General features: G+C 71.3%; 20 protein-coding genes. 13 read left to right on the top strand and 7 right to left on the bottom strand.

What is annotated here, in order from left to right:
• Positions 1–93: 93 nt before the first annotated feature.
• The 6 genes from IE096_RS28945 to IE096_RS28920 all read left to right on the top strand — a co-directional run bounded on the left by IE096_RS28945 (position 94) and on the right by IE096_RS28920 (position 5,088).
• Positions 94–1,287 (top strand): acetoin utilization protein AcuC, encoded by a 1,194-nt coding sequence (locus IE096_RS28945; protein WP_229820675.1) that lies wholly within the window; start codon positions 94–96, stop codon positions 1,285–1,287.
• 104 nt (positions 1,288–1,391) lie between these two features.
• Entirely contained in the window at positions 1,392–2,207 is an 816-nt protein-coding gene (locus IE096_RS28940) for a phosphatase (RefSeq protein ID WP_189456698.1), read from the top strand.
• Positions 2,208–2,335: 128 nt separating this feature from the next.
• Positions 2,336–2,545: a helix-turn-helix domain-containing protein gene (locus IE096_RS28935; protein WP_067299677.1), complete on the top strand. Its 210-nt coding sequence runs from the start codon at positions 2,336–2,338 to the stop codon at positions 2,543–2,545.
• Positions 2,546–2,655: 110 nt separating this feature from the next.
• A complete protein-coding gene (locus tag IE096_RS28930; protein WP_003948845.1) occupies positions 2,656–2,754 on the top strand; it encodes a 30S ribosomal protein bS22 in 99 nt (32 codons plus the stop codon).
• A 214-nt stretch (positions 2,755–2,968) separates the two neighbouring features.
• Positions 2,969–4,015: an NAD-dependent epimerase/dehydratase family protein gene (locus IE096_RS28925; protein WP_189456696.1), complete on the top strand. Its 1,047-nt coding sequence runs from the start codon at positions 2,969–2,971 to the stop codon at positions 4,013–4,015.
• A gap of 14 nt (positions 4,016–4,029) precedes the next feature.
• Positions 4,030–5,088 carry a lysophospholipid acyltransferase family protein gene (locus IE096_RS28920; RefSeq protein WP_189456694.1) on the top strand — a complete coding sequence of 353 codons (1,059 nt, stop codon included), beginning with the start codon at positions 4,030–4,032 and terminating at the stop codon, positions 5,086–5,088.
• 70 nt (positions 5,089–5,158) lie between these two features.
• On the opposite strand, the gene IE096_RS28915 is transcribed toward IE096_RS28920, so the two are convergent.
• From IE096_RS28915 to IE096_RS28900, 4 genes are all read right to left on the bottom strand, one after another.
• Complete coding sequence (locus IE096_RS28915; protein WP_189456692.1) at positions 5,159–6,349, bottom strand: DUF5667 domain-containing protein; 1,191 nt, start codon at positions 6,347–6,349, stop codon at positions 5,159–5,161.
• A 286-nt stretch (positions 6,350–6,635) separates the two neighbouring features.
• On the bottom strand, positions 6,636–7,436 hold the full coding sequence (locus IE096_RS28910; RefSeq protein WP_126914830.1) for an ECF subfamily RNA polymerase sigma factor, BldN family: 801 nt from the start codon (positions 7,434–7,436) through the stop codon (positions 6,636–6,638).
• Between the two features lie 464 nt (positions 7,437–7,900).
• Positions 7,901–8,845, bottom strand: a complete 945-nt coding sequence (locus IE096_RS28905) for an HAD family hydrolase (RefSeq protein ID WP_189456690.1) — start codon at positions 8,843–8,845, stop codon at positions 7,901–7,903.
• A gap of 127 nt (positions 8,846–8,972) precedes the next feature.
• Positions 8,973–9,260: a glutaredoxin family protein gene (locus IE096_RS28900; RefSeq protein ID WP_373298219.1), complete on the bottom strand. Its 288-nt coding sequence runs from the start codon at positions 9,258–9,260 to the stop codon at positions 8,973–8,975.
• A gap of 348 nt (positions 9,261–9,608) precedes the next feature.
• On the opposite strand from IE096_RS28900, the gene IE096_RS28895 reads away from it, so the two are divergent.
• From IE096_RS28895 to IE096_RS28870, 6 genes are all read left to right on the top strand, one after another.
• Positions 9,609–10,391, top strand: a complete 783-nt coding sequence (locus IE096_RS28895; RefSeq protein WP_189456686.1) for a redox-sensing transcriptional repressor Rex — start codon at positions 9,609–9,611, stop codon at positions 10,389–10,391.
• Complete coding sequence (locus IE096_RS28890) at positions 10,388–11,779, top strand: glutamyl-tRNA reductase (protein ID WP_189456684.1); 1,392 nt, start codon at positions 10,388–10,390, stop codon at positions 11,777–11,779. Before IE096_RS28895 ends, IE096_RS28890 begins: the two co-directional genes overlap by 4 nt.
• On the top strand, positions 11,776–12,747 hold the full coding sequence (gene hemC / locus IE096_RS28885; protein WP_189456683.1) for a hydroxymethylbilane synthase: 972 nt from the start codon (positions 11,776–11,778) through the stop codon (positions 12,745–12,747). The genes IE096_RS28890 and hemC overlap by 4 nt, the downstream gene beginning before the upstream one ends.
• Positions 12,744–14,393 (top strand): bifunctional uroporphyrinogen-III C-methyltransferase/uroporphyrinogen-III synthase, encoded by a 1,650-nt coding sequence (locus IE096_RS28880; RefSeq protein WP_189456681.1) that lies wholly within the window; start codon positions 12,744–12,746, stop codon positions 14,391–14,393. The genes hemC and IE096_RS28880 overlap by 4 nt, the downstream gene beginning before the upstream one ends.
• Positions 14,390–15,382: a porphobilinogen synthase gene (gene hemB, locus IE096_RS28875; protein WP_189456679.1), complete on the top strand. Its 993-nt coding sequence runs from the start codon at positions 14,390–14,392 to the stop codon at positions 15,380–15,382. Before IE096_RS28880 ends, hemB begins: the two co-directional genes overlap by 4 nt.
• 285 nt (positions 15,383–15,667) lie before the next feature.
• Positions 15,668–16,099 carry an ATP-binding protein gene (locus IE096_RS28870; RefSeq protein WP_126914822.1) on the top strand — a complete coding sequence of 144 codons (432 nt, stop codon included), beginning with the start codon at positions 15,668–15,670 and terminating at the stop codon, positions 16,097–16,099.
• Positions 16,100–16,103: 4 nt separating this feature from the next.
• Here IE096_RS28870 and argS read toward each other — a convergent pair whose 3' ends face one another.
• Positions 16,104–17,858, bottom strand: a complete 1,755-nt coding sequence (gene argS / locus IE096_RS28865; RefSeq protein WP_189456677.1) for an arginine--tRNA ligase — start codon at positions 17,856–17,858, stop codon at positions 16,104–16,106.
• A gap of 159 nt (positions 17,859–18,017) precedes the next feature.
• Here argS and lysS point away from each other — a divergent pair, with 159 nt between their 5' ends.
• Positions 18,018–19,736 (top strand): lysine--tRNA ligase, encoded by a 1,719-nt coding sequence (lysS, locus tag IE096_RS28860; protein ID WP_189456675.1) that lies wholly within the window; start codon positions 18,018–18,020, stop codon positions 19,734–19,736.
• 71 nt (positions 19,737–19,807) lie between these two features.
• On the opposite strand, the gene IE096_RS28855 is transcribed toward lysS, so the two are convergent.
• Both IE096_RS28855 and IE096_RS28850 read right to left on the bottom strand, forming a co-directional pair.
• The gene (locus IE096_RS28855; protein ID WP_189456673.1) at positions 19,808–20,527 is read right to left on the bottom strand and encodes a DUF3558 domain-containing protein; all 720 of its coding nucleotides are present in this window, start codon (positions 20,525–20,527) and stop codon (positions 19,808–19,810) included.
• Between the two features lie 138 nt (positions 20,528–20,665).
• Complete coding sequence (locus tag IE096_RS28850) at positions 20,666–21,511, bottom strand: hypothetical protein (protein WP_189456671.1); 846 nt, start codon at positions 21,509–21,511, stop codon at positions 20,666–20,668.
• Positions 21,512–21,559 lie beyond the last annotated feature (48 nt).

The following is a 21,559-nucleotide window of genomic DNA, read 5'->3' as shown; positions in this document are numbered from 1 at the left end:
CGCCGAACTCCTTTTAGAGAAAGCCCTGGTGGGGTTACCCACCAGGGCTTTCTTGCGTTTACCGACGCCAGAGATCCCGATACCGTTGCCGCCATGAGCGGCACGATCGGCACGAGCAGCAGTCACGCACAGCTGATGTGGGACGAAGCGGTAACCGGCTATGACTTCGGCCCCGGGCATCCCATGGATCCCGTACGCCTCGCCCTGACCATGCGGCTGGTCGAGGCATTCGAGCTGGACCGGGCCGTGCGTGTCGTCTCCGCGCCGCCCGCCGGCGAGTCCACTCTGCGGCTCGTGCACCGCCCCGACTACATCGCCGCTGTCCGGGCCGCCTCGGCCGATCCGGCGTCCGCCGACATGTCCTACGGGCTCGGAACCGTCGACGACCCGGCGTTCGCGGGGATGCACGATGCCGCGGCGCTCATCGCCGGGCAGTCCGTGGGGGCCGCCGAGGCCGTATGGCGGGGGGAGGTGCCGCACGCCGTGAACTTCGCCGGCGGGCTGCACCACGCCATGCCCGGCGCGGCATCCGGCTTCTGCGTCTACAACGACGCGGCCCTGGCGATCGCCCGGCTGCTCGAGCTCGGCGCCGAGCGGGTGGCCTATGTGGACGTGGACGTCCACCACGGCGACGGCGTCCAGGCGGCGTTCTGGGAGGACCCGCGCGTCCTGACGATCTCCCTCCACGAGCACCCTCAGACGCTCTTCCCGCAGACCGGCTGGCCGACGGAGACGGGCGCCCCGGGCGCCGAGGGCAGCGCGGTGAACGTGGCGCTGCCGGCGGGCACGGGGGACGCCGGGTGGCTGCGGGCCTTCCACGCGGTCGTCCCCGAGCTCCTGGCGGCCTTCCGGCCGCAGGTGCTGGTGACCCAGCACGGGGCCGACACCCACTTCGAGGATCCGCTGGCGCATCTGGCCGTCTCGCTGGACGCACAGCGCCATGTGGCGGTCGCCTGCCATGAGTTGGCACATCGTCATGCCGACGGCCGTTGGGTGGCTCTCGGGGGCGGTGGGTACGCCGTGACGGATGTGGTGCCGCGGTCGTGGACCCACCTGGTGGCCATCGCCGCCGACCGGCCGGTGGACCCCGCGTCGTCCGTGCCGGACCTGTGGCGGAGTGAAGTGTTCCGCCGCACGGCGCAGTTGGGGCCGATGAGGATGACGGATGGTCGTGAGCCGGAGTGGCGCTCGTTCGAGGAGTCGGGGTACGACCCGGCCGACCGGCTGGACCAGGCGATCCTCGCCACCCGCAAGGCGGTCTTCCCCGCCCACGGCCTCCTTCCCTGAGTCTCACTCGGTCGCCCCCGCCCCCCAACTCCCGTTAGCCCTCGCGTGGGACGCCGTCCCGAATTCCCGCCCCCCCACCGTTCCCGTCCGCGACCATCGGCCTCGTGCTGACCCGTCACGCGCTCCGCGATCATCTCCTCGTCACCCACCTGGCGGGGGCCGTCGCCACGCCCAGGGAGCGGAACCTGAGCCGCTACCGGTTGTTCGCCGCCCGGGACCCACGGGTGCTGATCGGGTTGGAGCCTGAATCCGACTGGCGTTTCCCCGAGTTGTTGCAACTCATGACCCAAAGGTGTGGAGTTTCGGCCGATCCCAAGCACACTTCCGGGCAGGATGCGATCGATCCGGACCGCACGCTGGTGGCACTCGATGCCTTCGCCGATCGGCTCGCGACGGCGGCCGCGTCGGGCGCTCCCGTGCTCCTGGGCACCGGTCACCCCCACCCGCTCCTGGGCTTCTACGCCTCCTTGGCCGCCGCCCTGTCGGCGGCGGGATGCGATGTCCTCACCCCGGCGCAGGGTCGAAGTGTCGACATAACGACCCGGTTCGGCGTACGCACGTACAACCTTCACTACGCCCAAGGAGTCGCGATGGTGCGCGAACCCGGCGCACGGGCTCCCGGAAGTGAGCCCGGCGCGCATACTCATTCACCTCTCCCGGTTCGTACCGTGCTTGACGTCGCGGCGGGGTCGGGCGGGCCGTTGCCGGCCTTGGTCATCGGGGACCACGGATGGGTCTGCGGGGCAGGTCAGCTGGGCATTGAGGCCATCGGGCTGGCGGACTCGGACGACCCCGCGCTGTTCGTCGGAGAGGCCGAGGGGCGAGTGTCCGTCGCCGTTCCGCTTGATGACACTGTGCGGTCTGATTACTACCGACCGCTTACTCGCTATGTACTCAATCGAGCGTGTCTGTCACAGTAGGCGGCCGATGGCTGCTCCTCTTCCCCACTCGCATCACCCGCCCCTAACCTGGGGAGTGAGCGCGCAGCGACGAGGAGTCACCGGAGGGGAAGCCGGTGCGCGTCATGTGCGGAAGGTTCAGGTGTGTCATGGCTGCTGGCGAAAGGCCTCTCAACGAGGTCGTGTTCCTTACCGTGGCGGAGGTCGCCGCGGTGATGCGAGTCTCCAAGATGACCGTGTACCGGCTGGTGCACAGCGGTCATCTGCCGGCGATCCGGGTGGGCAGGTCGTTCCGGGTCCCAGAACAAGCGGTGCACGAGTACCTCCGAGAGTCCTACGTGGGGGTGGAAACAGCCTGACGGGGGCCCTGGATTACGCTGATCGCCCGGTGCCGGGTAGGCTGGCCCGATGTAGGTCGTGTGGGCTCGGACGCCCCGCACCGAGTGAATCGATGTAAGCGAGGGTAGTCGTGGGCTCTGTTATCAAGAAGCGGCGCAAGCGGATGGCCAAGAAGAAGCACCGCAAGCTGCTCAAGCGCACGCGTGTTCAGCGTCGCAACAAGAAGTAAGCAGCGCCGCTGTGCTCGACCCGCAGCCCTTCCACCGGTCACGGTGGGAGGGCTGCGGTGCGTTGCGGTGAGTGAAGCCTTCGCTACGGCTTGAAATGACGCCCGGTCCTCCCGGCGGTCGTCACAGTGCAACAACGACCCGCTACGGTGGCCGCGACAGGGCACCGCTCGTCTCTCCAGGCGTGGGACAGACGTGGGAAGGAAGGCGCTGATCTTGGGCAAGGTCGTGCTCGTCACCGGAGTCGCACGGCAGCTGGGCGGACGGTTCGTCCGCCGCGTCCAGCGCGAGCCCGACGTCGACCGCGTCATCGGGGTGGACGCGGTGCCACCCGAGCACCATCTCGGCGGGGCCGATTTCCTACGGGCGGACATCCGCCACCCGACGATCGGCAGGGTCCTGGCGGAGCACTCCGTCGACACCGTGATCCACATGGACGTCAACGGCACCCCGCTGGGCAAGCGCGGCAGCCGGGCCTCGGTCAAGGAGACCAACGTCATCGGCACCATGCAGCTGCTCGGTGCCTGCCAGAAGACCCCGTCCGTCAAGCGGCTGGTGATCAAGTCCAGCACGAACGTGTACGGTTCCGCCCCCCGCGATCCCGCGGTCTTCACCGAGTCCACGCCGCCCAAGTCGCTGCCCAGCGGTGGCTTCGCCAAGGACGTCGTCGAGGTCGAGGGCTATGTCCGCGGCTTCGCCCGCCGCCGGCCGGACGTGGCCGTGTGCGTGCTGCGCTTCGCGAACATCCTGGGGCCCTGCGCCGACTCGCCGCTGGCGGAGTACTTCTCGCTGCCCGTGCTGCCCACCGTGCTGGGCTTCGACCCCCGGCTGCAGTTCGTCCACGAGGACGACGCCATCGAGGTGCTCCGGATGGCCGCCGGGGAGCCCGCCAGGTCCACGCTCAACAGCGGCACGTTCAATATCGCCGGGGACGGCGTCCTGCTGCTCTCACAGGCCGCCAGGCGCCTCGGGCGCCCCACGCTCCCCTTCTTCCTGCCGACCGTCACCTGGGTCGGCTCCGCGCTGCGGTCGGTCGGCGCCCTGGACTTCTCGCCCGAGCAGGTCCGGCTCCTCACCCACGGCCGTGTCGTCGAGACCACGCAGATGCGCGAGACCCTGGGTTTCCGTCCCCGGTACTCCACCCCGGAGGCCTTCGCGGACTTCGCGCGCAGTCGCGGCCCGGGTCTGCTGCCGCCCGAGACCCTCGCCCGTACCGTCGACCGGATCGCCGCGCTGATGCCTGCCGGCAGCGGCCAGAACTGAGGAGCGCACGCACCATGGCCGATGCGAAGGTCATTCCGTTCGGCGAGGAGCCCCGGGCCAAGCGGCGGCCGGGCCGCACGGCCCGTGGCCGGACGGGCCGGGTGCCGACGGCGCTCGCGCCCGTGCCCGCCCAGCGGGAGGAGGAGCGGGCCCGCACCGGCCAGGAAGGCCGCCAGGAGCAGGCCGGGGACGGTGCCGCCGCCGGGGCCCCGGCAGGGGCGGCCGCCGGGGCCGGCGGCTGGGAGCGGAAGCTGGCCCACGGGCTGAACTTCCTGCGCCGCCGTGTCACCGGCGAGTACGAGGTCGACGACTTCGGCTACGACCAGGAGCTCACCGACCAGGTGATCATGTCGCTGTTGCGGCCCTTCAAGGAGAAGTACTTCCGGGTCGAGGTGAAGGGCATCGAGAACATCCCGGAGAAGGGCGCGGCGCTGATCGTCGCCAACCACTCCGGCACACTCCCCGTGGACGGCCTGATGCTCCAGGTCGCCGTCCACGACCACCACCCGGCCGGGCGGAACGTGCGGATGCTCGCCGCCGATCTGGTCTTCATGCTGCCGCTGATCAACGAGCTCTCCCGGAAGCTCGGCCACACCCTCGCCTGCACCGAGGACGCCCAGACGCTGCTGGAGCGCGGCGAGGTGGTGGGGGTGATGCCGGAGGGCTTCAAGGGGATCGGGAAGCCGTTCTCCGACCGGTACAAGCTCCAGCGCTTCGGGCGGGGCGGCTTCGTCCAGACGGCACTGCGTGCCGGGGCGCCCATCGTGCCCTGCTCGATCGTCGGGGCGGAGGAGATCTACCCGATGCTCGGCAACTCCAAGACGGTCGCGCGGCTGCTGGGCATCCCGTACTTCCCGCTCACGCCGTCCTGGCCCTGGCTGGGGCCGCTGGGGCTGGTGCCGCTGCCCACGAAGTGGACGATCCAGTTCGGGGAGCCCATCCCCACGGACGGCTATTCGCCGGAGGCCGCGGACGACCCGATGCTGATGTTCAACCTCACGGACCAGGTCCGGGAAACGATTCAGCACACGCTTTACAAGCTGCTTGTGCAAAGGCGGTCGGTGTTCTTCTAGATCCGAAAGAGATCCGAAGAACACCGACCGCCGAAGAGCACCGACCGCCGAAGGCCGCCGGAAGGCCGGACTACTTGTCGTCCTCCCCGTGGATGCCGAGCCCCGGGAGGATGTTCGGCAGCAGCGGGGGGATGGTGATGTCGGGCTGCTTGGACGGCTTGCCGTCCTTGCCGTGCGCCGACCGGTCCGAGCCCGAGCCCTCCGTACCCGACGACGGCTGGAGCAGGCCCGTGCCGCCCAGCAGGCCCTCGTGCTCGTCCCGGTTGCTGGGGGAGGACTGGGCCGGCTTGCCGCTGGGGTGCTTGCCGTCGGCCGTGGCCGGGGCCTTGGTGCTCGGCGCGGGGCTGTCCTGCCCGCTGCTGCCGGGGGAGCCCTGGCGGGCGGCCCCCGACGGGCCCGCCTCGCCGCCGTGCTTGCCCTGCTTCTCGTGGAGCAGCCCGCGCAGCGGCTCGACCTCGTCGTCTATGGCGTCGAGCACGGAGGAGACGCCGTTGCCGACGTCGGTGAGCTGGACGGGGAGCCGCTCGCGCAGCCTGCTCCAGCCCTCGCGGTGCGAGGCGGTGAACGAGGAGAGCCGCTGGATCGCGCCCAGCGAGCCGTCGCGCTGGTAGACGCCGTGCAGCAGCCGGTGGCCCTCGGCGGCGTCGTGCTGCATCCCGGCGAGGGTGCGGCGGATCTCCGTCAGCGACTCGTGGTCGAGCTGGCCGGAGCGGCCGCGCTCCATCAGGCGGTTGGCCTCCTGCAGGCGCGTCGACGCCTGGTCGAGGAAGAGCCCGCCGCGGTCGGAATCGCCGTCGGCCATGCCGAGCTTGAGGTCCTCCATGCCGCGCTTGAGCCCGTAGAGGGTGTCACCGGGCAGGGCGCCGGAGCTCGCGGCGGCCACGCCGCCGAAGGCCCCCGCCGCCACGCCGACCGTGAGACCGCCCGCGGCGAGCCCCTTGGACCAGCGGGAGCGCGGCCTGAGCCGACTCAGCGCCCGGTGGGCACCCCGCCCGGAGCGCTGCGCCGGAACGGCGCCGCCCCCGGCGAACTGCGCCTCCATGGCGGCGATCAGCTGCGCCCGCTGGACGGTTTTGACCTCGGCGTCCAGCTGGGGGGCCGGCAGCGCGCCGAGGCCGCCCGTCAGCGCCAACAGCCTTGCGTGCTCGGTGTCTTCCAGCGATGGGTCGGACTGTGCGGCCGCAGCACCCTGGACTTCCTGGTCCTCCAGGGCCTGGGCGAAGGCGTTCGCCCGCCGGTGCGCCGATACATTCGCGATCACAGGCGGCACCTCCTCTCGTCATGACGGTCGACTCCCCGGGGCACCTGAAGGGTTGCACGACATGAGCGCATCCACTCGATCGAGTGAGTGAATACGGTCATGAAGCGCCTTGGGGAAGTCTGCATCCCGGACAACGAGTGGCGCGGCAGTCGGGTTACGCGGCCGGAGAGAGGTGGCCGCCGGTGAGTGAATCCAGACATCGGGTCGGTGAGGGGTCCGGTCGGTCGGTCCGGTCAGGGGGTCCGGGCAAGGGCCCCGGCGGGGGCCCGGCGAGGGGCGGTGGGCGTCAGCGGGCGTCGTCCGGGAGGAGCCGGGCCAGGGTGCGCACGGCCCGGTACTGGAGGGTCTTGATCGCGCCCTCGTTCTTGCCCATCACCCGGGCGGTCTCGGCGACCGAGAGGCCCTGGAGGAAGCGGAGGGTGACGCATTCCTGCTGCTGTGGATTGAGCTTGCGGACCGCCTCCAACAGGGCGGCGTTGGAAAGGGATTCGAGGACCGAGTCCTCCGGGCTGCGCTCGACCTCGTTGGCGTCGAGCATCTCGCCGGTGGTCACCTCCAGCCGGAAGCGGGAGGACTTGAAGTGGTCCGCGACCAGATTGCGGGCGATGGTCACCAGCCAGGCGCCGAAATCGCGGCCCTGCCAGGTGAAGGTGCCGATGCGGCGCAGGGCGCGCAGGAAGGTCTCGCTGGTCAGGTCCTCGGCGGTGGCCCGGCCGCCCACGCGGTAGTAGATGTAGCGGTAGACGGTGTCGGCGTACTGGTCGTAGAGCCGGCCGAAGGCCTCGGCCTCGCCGGCCTGGGCGCGCTCGACCAGGTCGAGCATGCGGGCGCTGTCGCTGTCGGCGCTGGGGCGGCGGGGGGTGGTGGACGTGGCGGTGGCGGCTCCTCGGCGGGTTCGTCTGCCGACGGCCGCGCCGCTCTCGGCGAGGGCGTAGCAGGGGCCGGCATGACCGCCCACCGCTACGGGGGCGAGCGTGGCGAAGGCGGGGACGGCGTACGCGGTGGGGACGAAGACGCGCAGACGGTCGAGGACCGCTGCGCGCAGCGTAGCCAGGCCCGAGGCGTCAACCCCGACGTGTGGGTACACGGGACTCCCAGAGGCAGAGCTTCCATCACGTGCAGTGCGGGACCGTTCACTCGTCGTAGGGACAAGCGGGTACCGGCTTGCGTCTGAGGAGAATAACCCTTCGTACAGGCAGCGCTACACCGAGTTGCCTAAATCATCGTTTCCGTTCGATCTTCTTACGGTTCATGGCCGACCAAATATCGAACTACAAACGGTAGTTGACTGAATTTGGCGAGGGTGTGGCCGATTGGGCAGCGTGTTGTGGCAATCCGGACACGCGAGGACTGTCGGGGGCCATGTGGGGGTATGACAAAAGGATTGCCTGTGCGATCAAGGCGGTTACGGGCAGTGGCGAGGAGGCGCGCCGAAACGTCGCCCGTACCGGTGATGGAGGCCCACCCCGCCGTGGGTGGGCACATGAGGACGCCGGGCCCGGAATCCGGGCCCGGCGTCGCGGTGACAACTCGGGTGCGGCGGGGCCGGGTTCAGCGACGGCGGCGGTGCAGCGCGATGCCGGCGGCCGCGCCGCCCGCGAGGGCGCCGAGGCCCGCCGCGGCGGGGATGCCGATCTTCGCGGCCTTGCGGCCCGTCCGGTAGTCGCGCAGCCGCCAGCCGTGCTCGCGGGCGTGCTTGCGCAGCCGGCCGTCGGGGTTGACCGCGTAGGGGTGGCCGACGAGCGAGAGCATCGGGATGTCGTTGGCCGAGTCGCTGTAGGCGGCGCAGTGGGCGAGGTCCAGGCCCTCGGCGGCGGCCAGGGCGCGGACGGCCTCGGCCTTGGCCGGGCCGTGCAGCAGCTCGCCGACCAGCTTGCCCGTGTAGACGCCGCCGACCGACTCGGCGACCGTGCCCAGCGCGCCGGTCAGGCCCAGCCGGCGCGCGACGATCGTCGCGGTCTCGACGGGGGCGGCGGTGACCAGCCACACCTTCTGGCCCGCGTCCAGGTGCGCCTGGGCGAGGGCGCGGGTGCCGGGCCAGATGCGCTCGGCCATGTACTCGTCGTAGATCTCCTCGCCGATGGTCATCAGCTCGGAGACGCGGTGGCCCTTCACGATCGACAGGACGCTGTCGCGGGCCTCCTGGACGTGCTCGGGGTCCTCGATGCCCGCGAGCCGGAACCAGGTCTGCTGCCAGGCGAAGCGGGCGAGCTCGCGCTTGCCGAAGAAGTGGCGCTTGTAGAGGCCGCGGCCGAAGTGGAACATCGCGGCGCCCTGCATGACCGTATTGTCCAGGTCGAAGAACGCGGCGGCCTTCTCGTCGCCCACGACGGGGAACTCGGGCTCGGGCTCCGGGGGCGCGGTGGGGCCCCCGGCCAGGGCCTCTTCGTTCTCCTGGGCGGACTTGCGGGCTGCCTCCGCCGCCGCCTCGCCTGCCAGCACGCTGCGTGCGGTGGCGGAACGCCTGCGGTAAGTGAGCCATCCGAGTACGGCCATGCCGCGAGCATAGCCAGTTTGTTCGGGGTAACCGGAGTCCCCTCCGCCGTGATGGCGTGAACTCTGTGCGTCGGGGCGGTGACGGAGTGGGCGGCCGCGCTGGTCGCCGGGGGTGCGCGGAGGGTCGTCAGGCGCCGAGGGCCTTGCGCAGCCGGGCCGGGTTCACCCGCCAGAAGTCGTGCTGGGCGCCGTCGACGAGGATCACCGGGATCTGCTCCCAGTACTTGCGGTGGAGCTCCTCGTCCTGGGTGATGTCCTTCTTCTCCCAGCGGGCGCCCAGCTCGCCGCAGATCTCGGCGATCACGGCCTCGGCGTCGTCGCACAGGTGGCAGCCGGGCTTGCCGATCAGCGTCACGACGCTGTCGGCCGGGTTCTTGCGGGCGCCGCGGCGCAGGAGCGGACTCATGCCGGCCATTCTGGCAGGCGGCCGCGCTCCCGCGCGTGGGCGTGATGGATGCCTGAGTCGACTACCATCGTGGGCGTTTTGTTGACGTCCGGGAGGAAACGGCCCGGCCGGGGAAAGGGGTGGACGGTCATGACCCCGTCGGTCCGCTCCTGGTGCGCGAGTGGCCGCAGTGGCAGTCGTGGTGTCGTCGTCCATGGTTCCCGCCTTGACGGGAATCACCGCGTGACACCCATCACTTTGGCCGGGCAAATCGGACACCATCTTTGTGCACGCGTTCACAAAGGCATAGCCTGCGTTCAACAGGGCGGTTCTGGGACAAGGCGCTGCCCGCAGCCCCGCTCTACCCGCAGGAGCACCGTGGCAACTGGCCGAACTCACCGACCGGCGACCCGAAGCCGAGGGATCCCCGAGGCCACCGTCGCCCGGCTACCGCTGTATCTGCGCGCGCTGACCGCGCTCTCCGAGCGCTCGGTCCCCACGGTCTCCTCCGAGGAGCTGGCCGCCGCGGCGGGCGTGAACTCCGCCAAGCTGCGCAAGGACTTCAGCTACCTCGGCTCGTACGGCACCCGCGGCGTGGGCTACGACGTGGAGTACCTCGTCTACCAGATCTCGCGCGAGCTCGGCCTCACCCAGGACTGGCCGGTCGTCATCGTCGGCATCGGAAACCTCGGCGCGGCCCTCGCCAACTACGGCGGCTTCGCCTCCCGCGGCTTCCGCGTCGCGGCCCTGATCGACGCCGACCCCGCGATGGCCGGCAAGCCGGTCGCCGGGCTGCCCGTGCGGCACACCGACGAACTCGAGTCGATCATCCGCGACAACGGCGTCTCCATCGGCGTCATCGCGACCCCGGCCGGCGCCGCCCAGCAGGTCTGCGACCGGCTCGTCGCCGCCGGGATCACCTCGATCCTCAACTTCGCGCCGACCGTGCTGTCCGTGCCCGACGGCGTGGACGTCCGCAAGGTCGACCTCTCCATCGAGCTGCAGATCCTCGCCTTCCACGAGCAGCGCAAGGCCGGTGAGGAGAGCGGCCCCGCGGCCGCCGCGGCGGCCCGCCCCGGCGCGCCCGCGCGCGCCTCGGCCCCCGCCGCGGGCGGCGGAAAGGGACCGGAGGGGGACGTCCCCGCCGTGATGCCGGCATGAGTCTCCTGGTCGTCGGCCTCAGCCACCGCAGCGCGCCGGTGAGCGTGCTGGAGCGCGCCGCGCTCGCGCGCGAGACGCAGGCCCGTCTCGCGCACGACGCGCTGGCCGCCGAGCCCGCCACCGAGGCGGCGGTGCTGGCCACCTGCAACCGCATCGAGCTCTACGCCGACGTGGACAAGTTCCACGCCGGTGTGGCCGAGCTGTCCACGCTCCTCGCCCGGCACTCGGGCGTCAGCCTGGACGAGCTCACTCCGTATCTCTACGTGCACTACGAGGACCGGGCCGTCCACCACCTCTTCTCGGTGGCGTGCGGGCTCGACTCCATGGTCGTCGGCGAGGGCCAGATCCTCGGCCAGATCAAGGACGCCCTCGCCCTCGGCCAGGAGCTCCACACCGCCGGCCGGCTGCTGAACGACCTGTTCCAGCAGGCCCTGCGGGTCGGCAAGCGCGCCCACAGCGAGACCGGCATCGACAAGGCCGGCCAGTCGCTGGTGACCTTCGGCCTGGAGCGCCTCGCCTCCGGCGCCCCGGTGGCCGACTGGGTCGCGGGCAAGCGCGCCCTGGTCATCGGCGCCGGCTCGATGTCCTCGCTCGCGGCCGCCACGCTCGCGCGCGCGGGCGTCGCCCACGTGGCGATCGCCAACCGCACGGTCGAGCGCGCGGAGCGGCTCGCCGAGATCCTCACCGCCCCGGGCGCCCCCGGCGCCGTCACGGCGAAGGCGGTGGAGATGACCGCCGTGCCCGCGGAGCTGGCGATCGCCGACATCGTGGTGTCATGCACGGGCGCGACGGGCCTGGTGCTGACGATCGACGTCGTCCGCGAAGCCCTCGCGGGCCGCGCCGGCCAGGGCGCCGTGGAGGCGCGCGCCGACGAGGACCTCGCCCTGCTCGACCTCGCCATGCCCCGCGACATCGACGCCGCCGTCCACCGCCTGGAAGGCGCCCGGCTCGTCGACATCGAGACCCTGGCGGAAGCCTCCGCCGACGCCCCCATGGCCGCCGACGTCGACCAGGTGCGCACCATCGTCTCCGACGAGGTCGCCGCCTTCGGCGCCGCCCAGCGCGCCGCGCACATCACGCCCACCGTGGTGGCCCTGCGCAGCATGGCGGCCGACGTCGTGGCCGGGGAGATGGCCCGGCTCAACGGCCGGCTGCCCGACCTGGACGACAAGCAGCGCGCGGAGATCACCCAGACCGTGCGCCGCGTCGTCGACAAGCTCCTCCACGCACCCACCGTGCGGGTCAAGGAACTCGCCTCGACCCCCGGCGGCGCGGGCTACGCCGACGCCCTGCGGGAGCTCTTCGACCTCGACCCGCAGGCGGTCGCCGCCGTCAGCAAGGCGGACCCGCAACACGGTCGCCCCACCACAGCACGGGAGTCGGCATGAACGACACCACCGCCACGGCGCCCCTGCGACTGGGCACCCGGCGCAGCAAGCTGGCCATGGCCCAGTCCGGGATGGTGGCCGAGTCCGTACGACGGCTCACCGGCCGCCCGGTCGAGCTCGTCGAGATCACCACCTACGGTGACGTCTCGCGCGAGGCCCTCGCCCAGATCGGCGGCACCGGCGTCTTCGTCTCCGCGCTGCGCGACGCGCTGCTCGCGGGCGAGATCGACTTCGCCGTCCACTCGCTCAAGGACCTGCCGACCAGCCAGCCCGACGACCTCGCCCTCGCCGCGATCCCGCTCCGCGAGGACCCGCGCGACGTGCTGGTCGCCCGCGACGGCCTGACCTTCGAGACCCTCCCCGAGGGTGCGAAGGTCGGCACCGGCTCGCCGCGCCGCATGGCCCAGCTCAACGCCTGGGCCCGCGCGCTCGGCCGCCGGATCGAGACCGTGCCGATCCGCGGGAACATCGACACCCGCGTCGGCTTCGTCACCAACGGCGAGCTGGACGCCGTCGTGCTGGCCGCCGCCGGGCTCAACCGGATCGGCCGGATCGACGAGGCGACCCAGTTCCTTACGCCCGACACCGTTTTGCCCGCCCCCGGCCAGGGGGCCCTGGCGATCGAGTGCGCCGTGACCAACGCACCCCTCGCCGCCACGCTCGCCGAGCTCGACGATCCGCACACGCGGCTCGCCGTCATCGCCGAGCGGTCCCTGCTCGCCGCTCTGGAAGCCGGATGCAGCGCACCCGTGGGTGCGCTCGCCGACTTCCGGGGCGACGAGGGGGCTGTCACCGAAATGCGCCTGCGCGGCGTCGTCGGCACGACCGACGGCTCCACGCTGGTGCAGCTGTCCACCACCGGTCCCGTACCCGCGTCCCACCAGGACGCCCTTGCCCTCGGCCGCGCTCTCGCCGCCGAGATGCTCGACAAGGGTGCGGCCGGTCTTATGGGGGAGCGAGCACTTTGAACCCCACCGCCCCGAACCACCCCGCGCACGGGCACGTCACCTTCCTCGGTGCCGGCCCCGGAGACCCGGGCCTGCTGACGCTCCGTGCCGTGGAGGCGCTGGCGGCCGCGGACGTCCTGATCGCCGATCCGCAGGTGCTCGACGTGGTGCGTACGCACGCCCGCAGCACCGTGGACATGCCTGTCCAGACAGTGACCGACGAGGCGTCAAAAACCGCTGACGTCTCCGTTCTCAGGGACACCGCCAATCTTGTCATGACGGCCGCGCGCGGCGGCAAGCGGGTCGTCCGTGCGGTGCTCGGCGACCCCGGCCTCGACGGCGACGCCGCCGAGGAGATGCTGGCCTGCGCCAACGAGGGCATCACCTTCGAGGTCGTGCCCGGCGTCGCCACCGCCGTCGGCGTGCCCGCCTACGCCGGCGTGCCGCTGCGCGACGGCCGCGGCGGCGACGTCCGCTTCGTGGACGCCCGCACCGCCTCCGCCACCTGCTGGGCCGAGGTCGGCGCGAGCGAGGTGACGGCGGTGGTCTCCACCACCCTCGACTCGGTCGTCGCCGCCGCCGGCGAGCTCGTGGCCGCCGGCCGCAAGGCCGACACCCCGCTGACCGTCACCGTCGCCGGCACCACCACCCGCCAGCGCACCTGGACGGCCACCCTCGGCACCCTCCAGCAGACGCTGAAGGCCGCCAAGGTGCTGCCCACCGCCGACGGCGCCCAGCCCGTCATAGCCGTGGTCGGCGAGCGCAGCGCTGCCGAGCAGCGCGAGCGGCTGTCGTGGTTCGAGTCCAAGCCGCTCTTCGGCTGGAACGTGCTCGTCCCGCGCACCAAGGAGCAGGCCGCCTCGCTCTCCGACCAGCTGCGCTCCTACGGCGCCGTGCCCAGCGAGGTCCCCACCATCGCCGTGGAGCCCCCGCGCACCCCGCAGCAGATGGAGCGCGCGGTCAAGGGCCTGGTCACCGGCCGCTACGAGTGGATCGCCTTCACGTCGGTCAACGCCGTCAAGGCCGTCCGCGAGAAGTTCGAGGAGTACGGCCTCGACGCCCGCGCCTTCGCCGGCATCAAGGTCGCCGCCGTCGGCGAGCAGACCGCCAGGTCGCTGATCGAGTTCGGTGTGAAGCCCGACCTCGTCCCCTCCGGCGAGCAGTCGGCGGCCGGCCTCCTGGAGGACTGGCCCCCCTACGACCCGGTCTTCGACCCGATCGACCGCGTCTTCCTCCCCCGCGCCGACATCGCCACCGAGACCCTGGTGGCCGGCCTGATCGAGCTGGGCTGGGAGGTCGACGACGTCACGGCCTACCGGACCGTGCGCGCCTCGCCGCCGCCGGCCGAGACCCGCGAGGCGATCAAGGGCGGCGGCTTCGACGCCGTGCTGTTCACCTCGTCCTCCACCGTGCGGAACCTCGTCGGCATCGCCGGCAAGCCGCACAATGTCACCGTCATCGCCTGCATCGGCCCCGCCACCGCCAAGACCGCGGAGGAACACGGCCTGCGGGTGGACGTGCTGTCGCCCGAGCCCTCGGTGCACAAGCTGGCCGAGGCGCTCGCGGAGTTCGGCGCGGCCCGGCGCGACGCGGCCCTGGAGGCCGGCGACCCGGTCACCCGCCCGAGCGAGCGGCGGCCCGGATCGCGCAGAAGGGCACGGAGTTGAGCACCACGTACGGCACGTTCCCGGGGTCCCGGCCCCGGCGGCTCCGCACCACCCCGGCCATGCGCCGGATGGTCGCGGAGCACCGGCTGCACCCGTCCGACCTGATCCTCCCCGCCTTCGTGCGGGAGGGCGCGGCCGAACCGGTGCCGATCTCGGCCATGCCCGGGGTCGTCCAGCACACCCGCGACACCCTCCGCAAGGCCGCCGTCGAGGCGCTGGAGGCGGGCGTCGCCGGGATCATGCTCTTCGGCGTGCCCGAGGAGGCCAAGAAGGACGCCCTCGGCACCGCCGGCACCGACCCCGACGGCATCCTCCAGGTCGCCATCCGCGATGTGAAGGCCGAGGTCGGCGACGACCTCGTCATCATGTCCGACCTCTGCCTGGACGAGTACACCGACCACGGCCACTGCGGCGTCCTCGACGCCGACGGCCGCGTCGACAACGACGCGACGCTGGAGCGCTACGCCGAGATGGCGCAGGTCCAGGCCGACGCCGGCGTCCACGTCGTGGGCCCCAGCGGCATGATGGACGGCCAGGTCGGCGTCATCCGTGACGCCCTCGACCAGACCGGTCACGAGGACGTGTCGATCCTCGCCTACACCGCCAAGTACGCCTCCGCGTTCTACGGCCCGTTCCGCGAGGCCGTCGGCTCCTCGCTGCAGGGCGACCGCAAGACGTACCAGCAGGACCCGGCCAACCTCCGCGAGTCGATGCGCGAGCTCGCGCTCGACCTCGCCGAGGGCGCCGACATGGTCATGGTCAAGCCCGCCCTGCCCTACCTCGACGTCCTCGCCAAGGTCGCCGAGAGCGTCGACGTGCCCGTCGCCGCCTACCAGATCTCCGGCGAGTACGCGATGGTCGAGGCCGCCGCCGCCAACGGCTGGATCGACCGCGACCGCGCCATCATGGAGACCCTGACGGGCATCAAGCGCGCCGGCGCCAACATGATCCTCACCTACTGGGCCACGGAGGTCGCGCGGCAGCTCTAGCCGCCCCCACCACCCGGTCCGTCACACAGCGCGATGGCGGCGTTCCCCGGCCGACGAGGCCCCGGAACGCCGCCATTGTCGTACCCGGCCTGCGAACCACTCGCCTTTGCCTCGCGTTTGCGCAGCTCACGCGAGAGGAGGCGCATAGTTCACGATCGTCACCCACACAGGTCGAGTCTTGGCGAAATGACGGAGGCGCGGCGTACACGATCCGACCATGACTACCGTGTGTGTCAGGTCGCTTACCCCGGCGCTTATCGCGGCGCTCATCCCCCGGAGGCGTGCATGAGCCATGACCCCGAACTCACGGACGACTGGGAGTACACGCTTCAGGTCCCCTCGGACCCCATGGCGCCGTGCATCGCGCGCCGCACCCTGCGCACCATCTTCGAGGAACACGGCTTCCTGGAACTCGCCGACACCGCCGAGCTCCTCACCTCGGAGCTGGTCACCAACGCCTACCGCTACTCCGACGGACCCGCCTCCGTACGCGTCAAACGCGAGGGCGACCGCGTCAGAGTCGCCGTCTGGGACACCAACCCCCGCCTCCCCGCCCTCGACGGCGTCACCCTGCCCGACGCCGAGAACAGCGCCGAGCAGGGCCGGGGGCTGGGCCTGGTGCAGTGGTGCGCCGACAGCTGGGGCGGCTTCGCCCTGCGCGACCAGCCCCAGGGGCTGGTCGGCAAGCTCATCTGGTTCGAGCTCGGGGCCGGCTGATGCCTCAGAGACGCTCGGGCGTACGGATACCGAGCAGCGCCATGCCCCGGTGGAGCGTACGGGCCGTCAGATCGCAGAGGAACAGACGGTTCTCCACCAGCTCCGGCGACTCGGCCTTCAGCACCGGGCACTGGTCGTAGAACGTCGTGTACAGCGAAGCCAGCTGGTAGAGGTACCCGGCCAGCTTGTGCGGCGCGTACTCCTCGGCCGCCTCCGCCACCGTCGCCGCGAACTGGTCCAGGTGCAGACCCAGGGCACGCTCGGCCGGGGCCAGCGGCAGCTCCGGGTGCGCGACCGGGCCCGCCTCGCCCGCCTTGCGCAGGATCGACTGGATACGGGCGAACGCGTACTGGAGGTACACGGAGGTGTCACCGTTGAGGGACACCATCTGGTCCAGGTCGAACTTGTAGTCCCGGGCAGCCGAGGTCGACAGGTCCGCGTACTTCACGGCGCCGATGCCCACCTGCGCGGCACGCTCGGCGATCTCCTCCTCGGTCAGGTCCCGGGCCTTCTCCCGGACCACGGCACCCGCCCGGTCGATCGCCTCGTCCAGCAGGTCCACCAGCCGGACCGTCTCGCCCTCACGGGTCTTGAAAGGCTTGCCGTCCTTGCCCAGCACCGTGCCGAACGCCAGCTGCACCGCGTGGACGTCCTCGTTCAGCCAGCCGATCCGGCGGGCCGTCTCGAAGACCATCTTGAAGTGCAGCGCCTGCCGGGCGTCCACCACGTACAGCAGCGTGCTCGCCTCGAGGTTCTGCACCCGGTCGCGGATCGCGGACAGGTCGGTGGCCGCGTAGCCGTAACCGCCGTCCGACTTCTGCACGATCAGCGGCACGGGGTTGCCGTCCGGGCCCTTCACGTCCTCGAAGAACACGCACAGCGCGCCCTCCGAACGGACCGCGACGCGCGACTCCTCCAGCAGCCGGCACGTCTCCGCCAGCATGTCGTTGTAACCCGACTCGCCGACGACGTTCTCGTCGCGGATCTCCATGTCGAGCTTGTCGAAGACCGAGTAGAAGTAGATCTTCGACTCGTCCACGAACCTCTGCCACAGGGCGAGCGTCTCCTCGTCCCCGGCCTGCAGATCCACCACCCGGCGGCGGGCCCGCTCCTTGAACTCCGCGTCCGCGTCGAACAGCGCCCGCGCCGCCTTGTACAGACGGTTCAGGTTGGACATGGCCTCCTCACCGGAAGCGCCGTCCTTGTGGTCCAGCTCGTGCGGGTGCTCGATCAGGTACTGGATGAGCATGCCGAACTGGGTGCCCCAGTCACCGATGTGGTGGCGGCTGATCACCTTCTCGCCCGTGAACTCCAGGATCTTCACGGTCGCGTCGCCGATCACCGCGGAACGCAGATGACCGACGTGCATCTCCTTCGCCACGTTCGGCTGCGCCCAGTCGATCACCGTGGTGCCCGGGTGCTCCTTGAACGGGACACCCAGGCGGTCGTCCGCCGCACGGGCGGCCAGCGTCCGCGTGATCGCCCCGTCGGCCACCGTGATGTTGAGGAAGCCCGGGCCCGAGACCTCGACGTCCTGGATCACATCGCCCGCCGGCAGCCCCTCGACGACCTTCGTCGCCAGCTCCCGCGGGTTCCCCTTGAGCTTCTTCGCCAGCGCCAGCATGCCGTTGGCCTGGAAGTCCGCCCGGTCGCTTCGTCGCAGCAGCGGATCGACGACCCCGGCCTCCGGCAGAGCGGCCGAAAGGGCGTCCGTGATGCGCTGGTGGAGCGTGGAAGCGAGCGAGGGAACCGAAGCCATGGGATGGGAGCCATTCCGGTAGGCGGCATTTCGAACCCCCCGAGTATCCCACGCGCCTATCACAGAGCCCCACGGAATTCGCTCGCCCTCGGGCAACCCGACCGCCACCCTGGTCGTCTGGGACAATGGTCATGCCAGGACCGTAAGGAAGGAAGTGCCGTGGCTCAGGCTCAGAGCACCGAGGCCGACTGGGTCTCCCGTTTCGCCGACGAGGTCATCGCCGAAGGTGAGCGCCGCGCCCCCGGCAAACCCATCGTCGTCGCCTCCGGCCTGTCGCCCTCCGGCCCGATCCACCTCGGCAACCTCCGCGAGGTCATGACCCCGCACCTGGTCGCCGACGAGATCCGCCGCCGCGGCCACGAGTGCGTCCACGTCCTCTCGTGGGACGACTACGACCGCTACCGCAAGGTCCCCGCCGGCATCGACCCGTCCTGGGCCGAGCACATCGGCAAGCCGCTCACCGCCGTCCCGGCGCCCCCCGGCAGCCCCTACGGCAGCTGGGCCGAGCACTTCAAGGCCGCCATGATCGAGGCCCTGGACGAGCTGGGCATCGAGTACCGCGGCATCAGCCAGACCGAGCAGTACACCTCGGGTGCCTACCGCGAGCAGATCCTCCACGCGATGAAGCACCGCGGCGACATCGACGCGATCCTCGACCAGTACCGCACCAAGGCCAAGCCGGCCAAGAAGCAGCAGAAGCCCCTCGACGAGGCCGAGCTCGAAGCCGCCGAGGGCTCCGGCGCCGCCGCCGAGGACGACGGCAGCGCGAGCACCGCCGGTTACTTCCCGTACAAGCCGTACTGCACCAGCTGCAACAAGGACCTCACCACGGTCACGTCCTACGACGACGAGACCACCGAGCTCTCCTACACCTGCACCGCCTGCGGCCACGCCGAGACCGTCCTCCTCAAGGAGTTCGACCACGGCAAGCTGGTCTGGAAGGTCGACTGGCCCATGCGCTGGGCCTACGAAGGCGTGATCTTCGAGCCCTCCGGCGTCGACCACTCCTCGCCCGGCTCGTCCTTCCAGGTCGGCGGCCAGATCGTCGGCCCGATCTTCGGCGGCGAGCAGCCCATCGGCCCCATGTACGCCTTCGTCGGCATCAGCGGCATGGCCAAGATGTCCTCCTCCAAGGGCGGCGTCCCCACCCCCGGCGACGCCCTCCAGATCATGGAGGCCCCGCTGCTGCGCTGGCTCTACGCCCGCCGCAGGCCCAACCAGTCCTTCAAGATCGCCTTCGACCAGGAGATCCAGCGGCTCTACGACGAGTGGGACAAGCTCTGCGGCAAGGTCGCCGACGGCACCGCCCTGCCCGCCGACGCCGCCGCCCACAGCCGCGCCGTCCGCACCGCCGCCGGCGACCTGCCCACCACCCCCCGCCCGCTGCCCTACCGCACGCTGGCCTCGGTCGTCGACATCACCGCCGGCCACGACGAGCAGACCCTGCGCATCCTCAGCGACCTCGACCCCGAGAACCCGGTCACCTCGCTGGACGAGACCCGGCCGCGCCTCGACAAGGCCGAGCACTGGATCAACAACCAGGTCCCCGCCGAGTCCCGCACCGTCGTCCGCACCGAGCCCGACCACGAGACCCTCGCCACGCTCGACGAGCAGTCCCGCGCCTCGCTGCGCCTGCTCCTCGACGGCCTGGACGAGCACTGGTCCCTGGACGGCCTGACCACGCTGGTCTACGGCGTGCCCAAGGTCCTCGCGGGCCTGGAGCCCGACGCCAAGCCCACCCCGGAGCTCAAGGTCGCGCAGCGCGAGTTCTTCGCCCTGCTCTACCAGCTCCTCGTCGGCCGCGACACCGGCCCGCGCCTGCCCACGCTGCTGCTCGCGGTCGGGGCGGACCGGGTGCGCAAGCTGCTGGCGGCGTAACGCCCATACGGGAAGGGGCCCCGGCCCGGTGACCTGAGCGTCACCGGGCCGGGGCCCTCTCTGTTTCCCGCCTACTTGTTCGCCGCGGCGACCGCCGTCACTACTTCCTTCGTCGCGTCCTGGGCGCCGTTCTTCAGCGCGTCGGCGTCCGGCGTCTTCGCGCCCTGGAGCCCCGCGCCGCTGTACTTGACCGTGATCACGACATTCGCCGTGCGGGCCACCACGGTCTCGTTCTTGTGGTCGTTGTCGTCCTTCTTCGTGGTCGTGCCCACCACGTTGGCCTCGTCGCCGATGCCCGACGCCTTGTCCGTCTTCGCGTCCTTGGCGCCGTCCGCGGTGGTGGCCACCGAGGTCTGCTTCGCCACGAAGTCCTGCGCGCGCTTCTCGCCGGTGCCCAGCGTCGGGTCGGAGGCGAAGCGCTTGAGGGAGACGGTCAGGGTGCGGAACTGGAGGTCCTTGACGTCCTCGTCGTTCAGGCCGCTCCAGAAGCAGCTCGCCGAGTCGTTGGTGTCGCTCGACGGGAGGGCCTTGCCCTCCTTCTTCTCCGCCTTGGGCACCAGCTTGTCGATGGTCTTCTCGGAGAGCGTCTTGCACACCTCCGGCAGCTTGCCGAACGTCGCGGCCTTGACCGAGGGGGCGGCGGAGCTCGGGGTGGCCGGGGCGGAGGGCTTGCCCGACTCCTTCTTCTTGGACCCCGAGTCGGAGTCCGAGCAGCCGGTGGCGACGAGCATCACCGGTACTGCGGCGCAGGCGAGGATTCGGGCGAGTCGCGGGGCTGTGGGTCGGTGCATGGGTCCTTCGCTCATTCGTGTCGGTGACGCGGGGGCGGTGCGGGGCGGGGGCGGTGCGGGGGCTCGGGGGCTTGCCTACGGGCACGGTACGCGGCCCGCACGCGGCTGCCACGCCGAAACGCGCCCCCGCTGCTTGTGTCAGTTCCCGAAGTGGCCCGCGTCGAGTTCACGGGCGAGGCCATGGGCCTTGCCCTGGAGGTCCTGGCTGCTGGGGATGTGGAGGGCGTCCGTCGTCCACTGGTCGTAGGCGATGGTGACCAGCACGTTCGAGGCGCGGAAGACCACCTTCACATCGCGGTGCACCCCCGAGCCCGTCGTCGCCAGCTTGTCGTCGACGAAGGCGTCGTCCCCCAGGTCGTCGAGGACGCGCGGGGCCAGCTTGGGGTCGGCGGACGGGACGGCCGACGGGGTCATCGGCGCGACGGAGGCGTCCGCCAGCTGCGGCCCGGGGCCGGGATCGGCGGTGCGGGCGCTCGCGGACGGGCTGCCGCCGGGGCTCGCGGACGTCGTGGGGGAGGGGGTGGCGTTGGGGATGTGCGCGGCGGTGGCCTGGCGCTGGTAGAGCTGCTTGGCCCGGTTCTCGTCGCTCATCCCCGGCTGGTACGAGACGACGCGCTCGAAGTCGACGGAGAGGTGGCGGGTGCCGTTGGGGGTCTCCAGCTTCCAGCGGCAGCCCACGCGGCGGTCGGTGTCATAGGTGATCGCCGCCTGGCCCTGGAGGAGCCGCTTGGCCTCCTCCTCGTCGCCGTCGCCCACGCCGGGCAGCATCCGCCGCAGCGTGTCCCGGCTGACGTAGCCGCACGGCTCGGGGAGGCTGTGGTACTTCCCGGGCTCGGCCGCGGCCGTCGACGATCCGGCCTGTCCCGGCTTGGGGTCCTGGGCCCCGCCACCGGACCCGGACCCTCCGCCGCACCCGGTGAGCACCGTCGACAACACCGCCGCCGAGGCCAGTGCGGCTGCCGGTGCGTATGCCCTTCGCTGCACTGTCCGTGGCTCCTCTCACCGAAAATCTCGCCCGCGTCCACCGGAAAA

It is taken from the genome of Streptomyces abikoensis, assembly GCF_014648775.1.
In the GTDB taxonomy this organism is placed as follows: domain Bacteria; phylum Actinomycetota; class Actinomycetes; order Streptomycetales; family Streptomycetaceae; genus Streptomyces; species Streptomyces abikoensis.
The sequence above is the reverse complement of the archived record's forward strand: the minus strand, read 5'-3'. Positions and strand labels throughout refer to the sequence as shown.

Excerpts from the sequence above, each read along its gene's own strand:
- IE096_RS28945 (WP_229820675.1), top strand. The coding sequence starts at position 94 with ATGAGCGGCACGATCGGCACGAGCAGCAGTCACGCACAGCTGATGTGG.
- IE096_RS28935 (WP_067299677.1), top strand. The coding sequence starts at position 2,336 with ATGGCTGCTGGCGAAAGGCCTCTCAACGAGGTCGTGTTCCTTACCGTG.
- IE096_RS28920 (WP_189456694.1), top strand. The coding sequence starts at position 4,030 with ATGGCCGATGCGAAGGTCATTCCGTTCGGCGAGGAGCCCCGGGCCAAG.
- IE096_RS28905 (WP_189456690.1), bottom strand. The coding sequence starts at position 8,845 with ATGGCCGTACTCGGATGGCTCACTTACCGCAGGCGTTCCGCCACCGCA.
- IE096_RS28900 (WP_373298219.1), bottom strand. The coding sequence starts at position 9,260 with ATGGCCGGCATGAGTCCGCTCCTGCGCCGCGGCGCCCGCAAGAACCCG.
- IE096_RS28890 (WP_189456684.1), top strand. The coding sequence starts at position 10,388 with ATGAGTCTCCTGGTCGTCGGCCTCAGCCACCGCAGCGCGCCGGTGAGC.
- hemC (WP_189456683.1), top strand. The coding sequence starts at position 11,776 with ATGAACGACACCACCGCCACGGCGCCCCTGCGACTGGGCACCCGGCGC.
- IE096_RS28870 (WP_126914822.1), top strand. The coding sequence starts at position 15,668 with ATGAGCCATGACCCCGAACTCACGGACGACTGGGAGTACACGCTTCAG.
- argS (WP_189456677.1), bottom strand. The coding sequence starts at position 17,858 with ATGGCTTCGGTTCCCTCGCTCGCTTCCACGCTCCACCAGCGCATCACG.
- IE096_RS28855 (WP_189456673.1), bottom strand. The coding sequence starts at position 20,527 with ATGCACCGACCCACAGCCCCGCGACTCGCCCGAATCCTCGCCTGCGCC.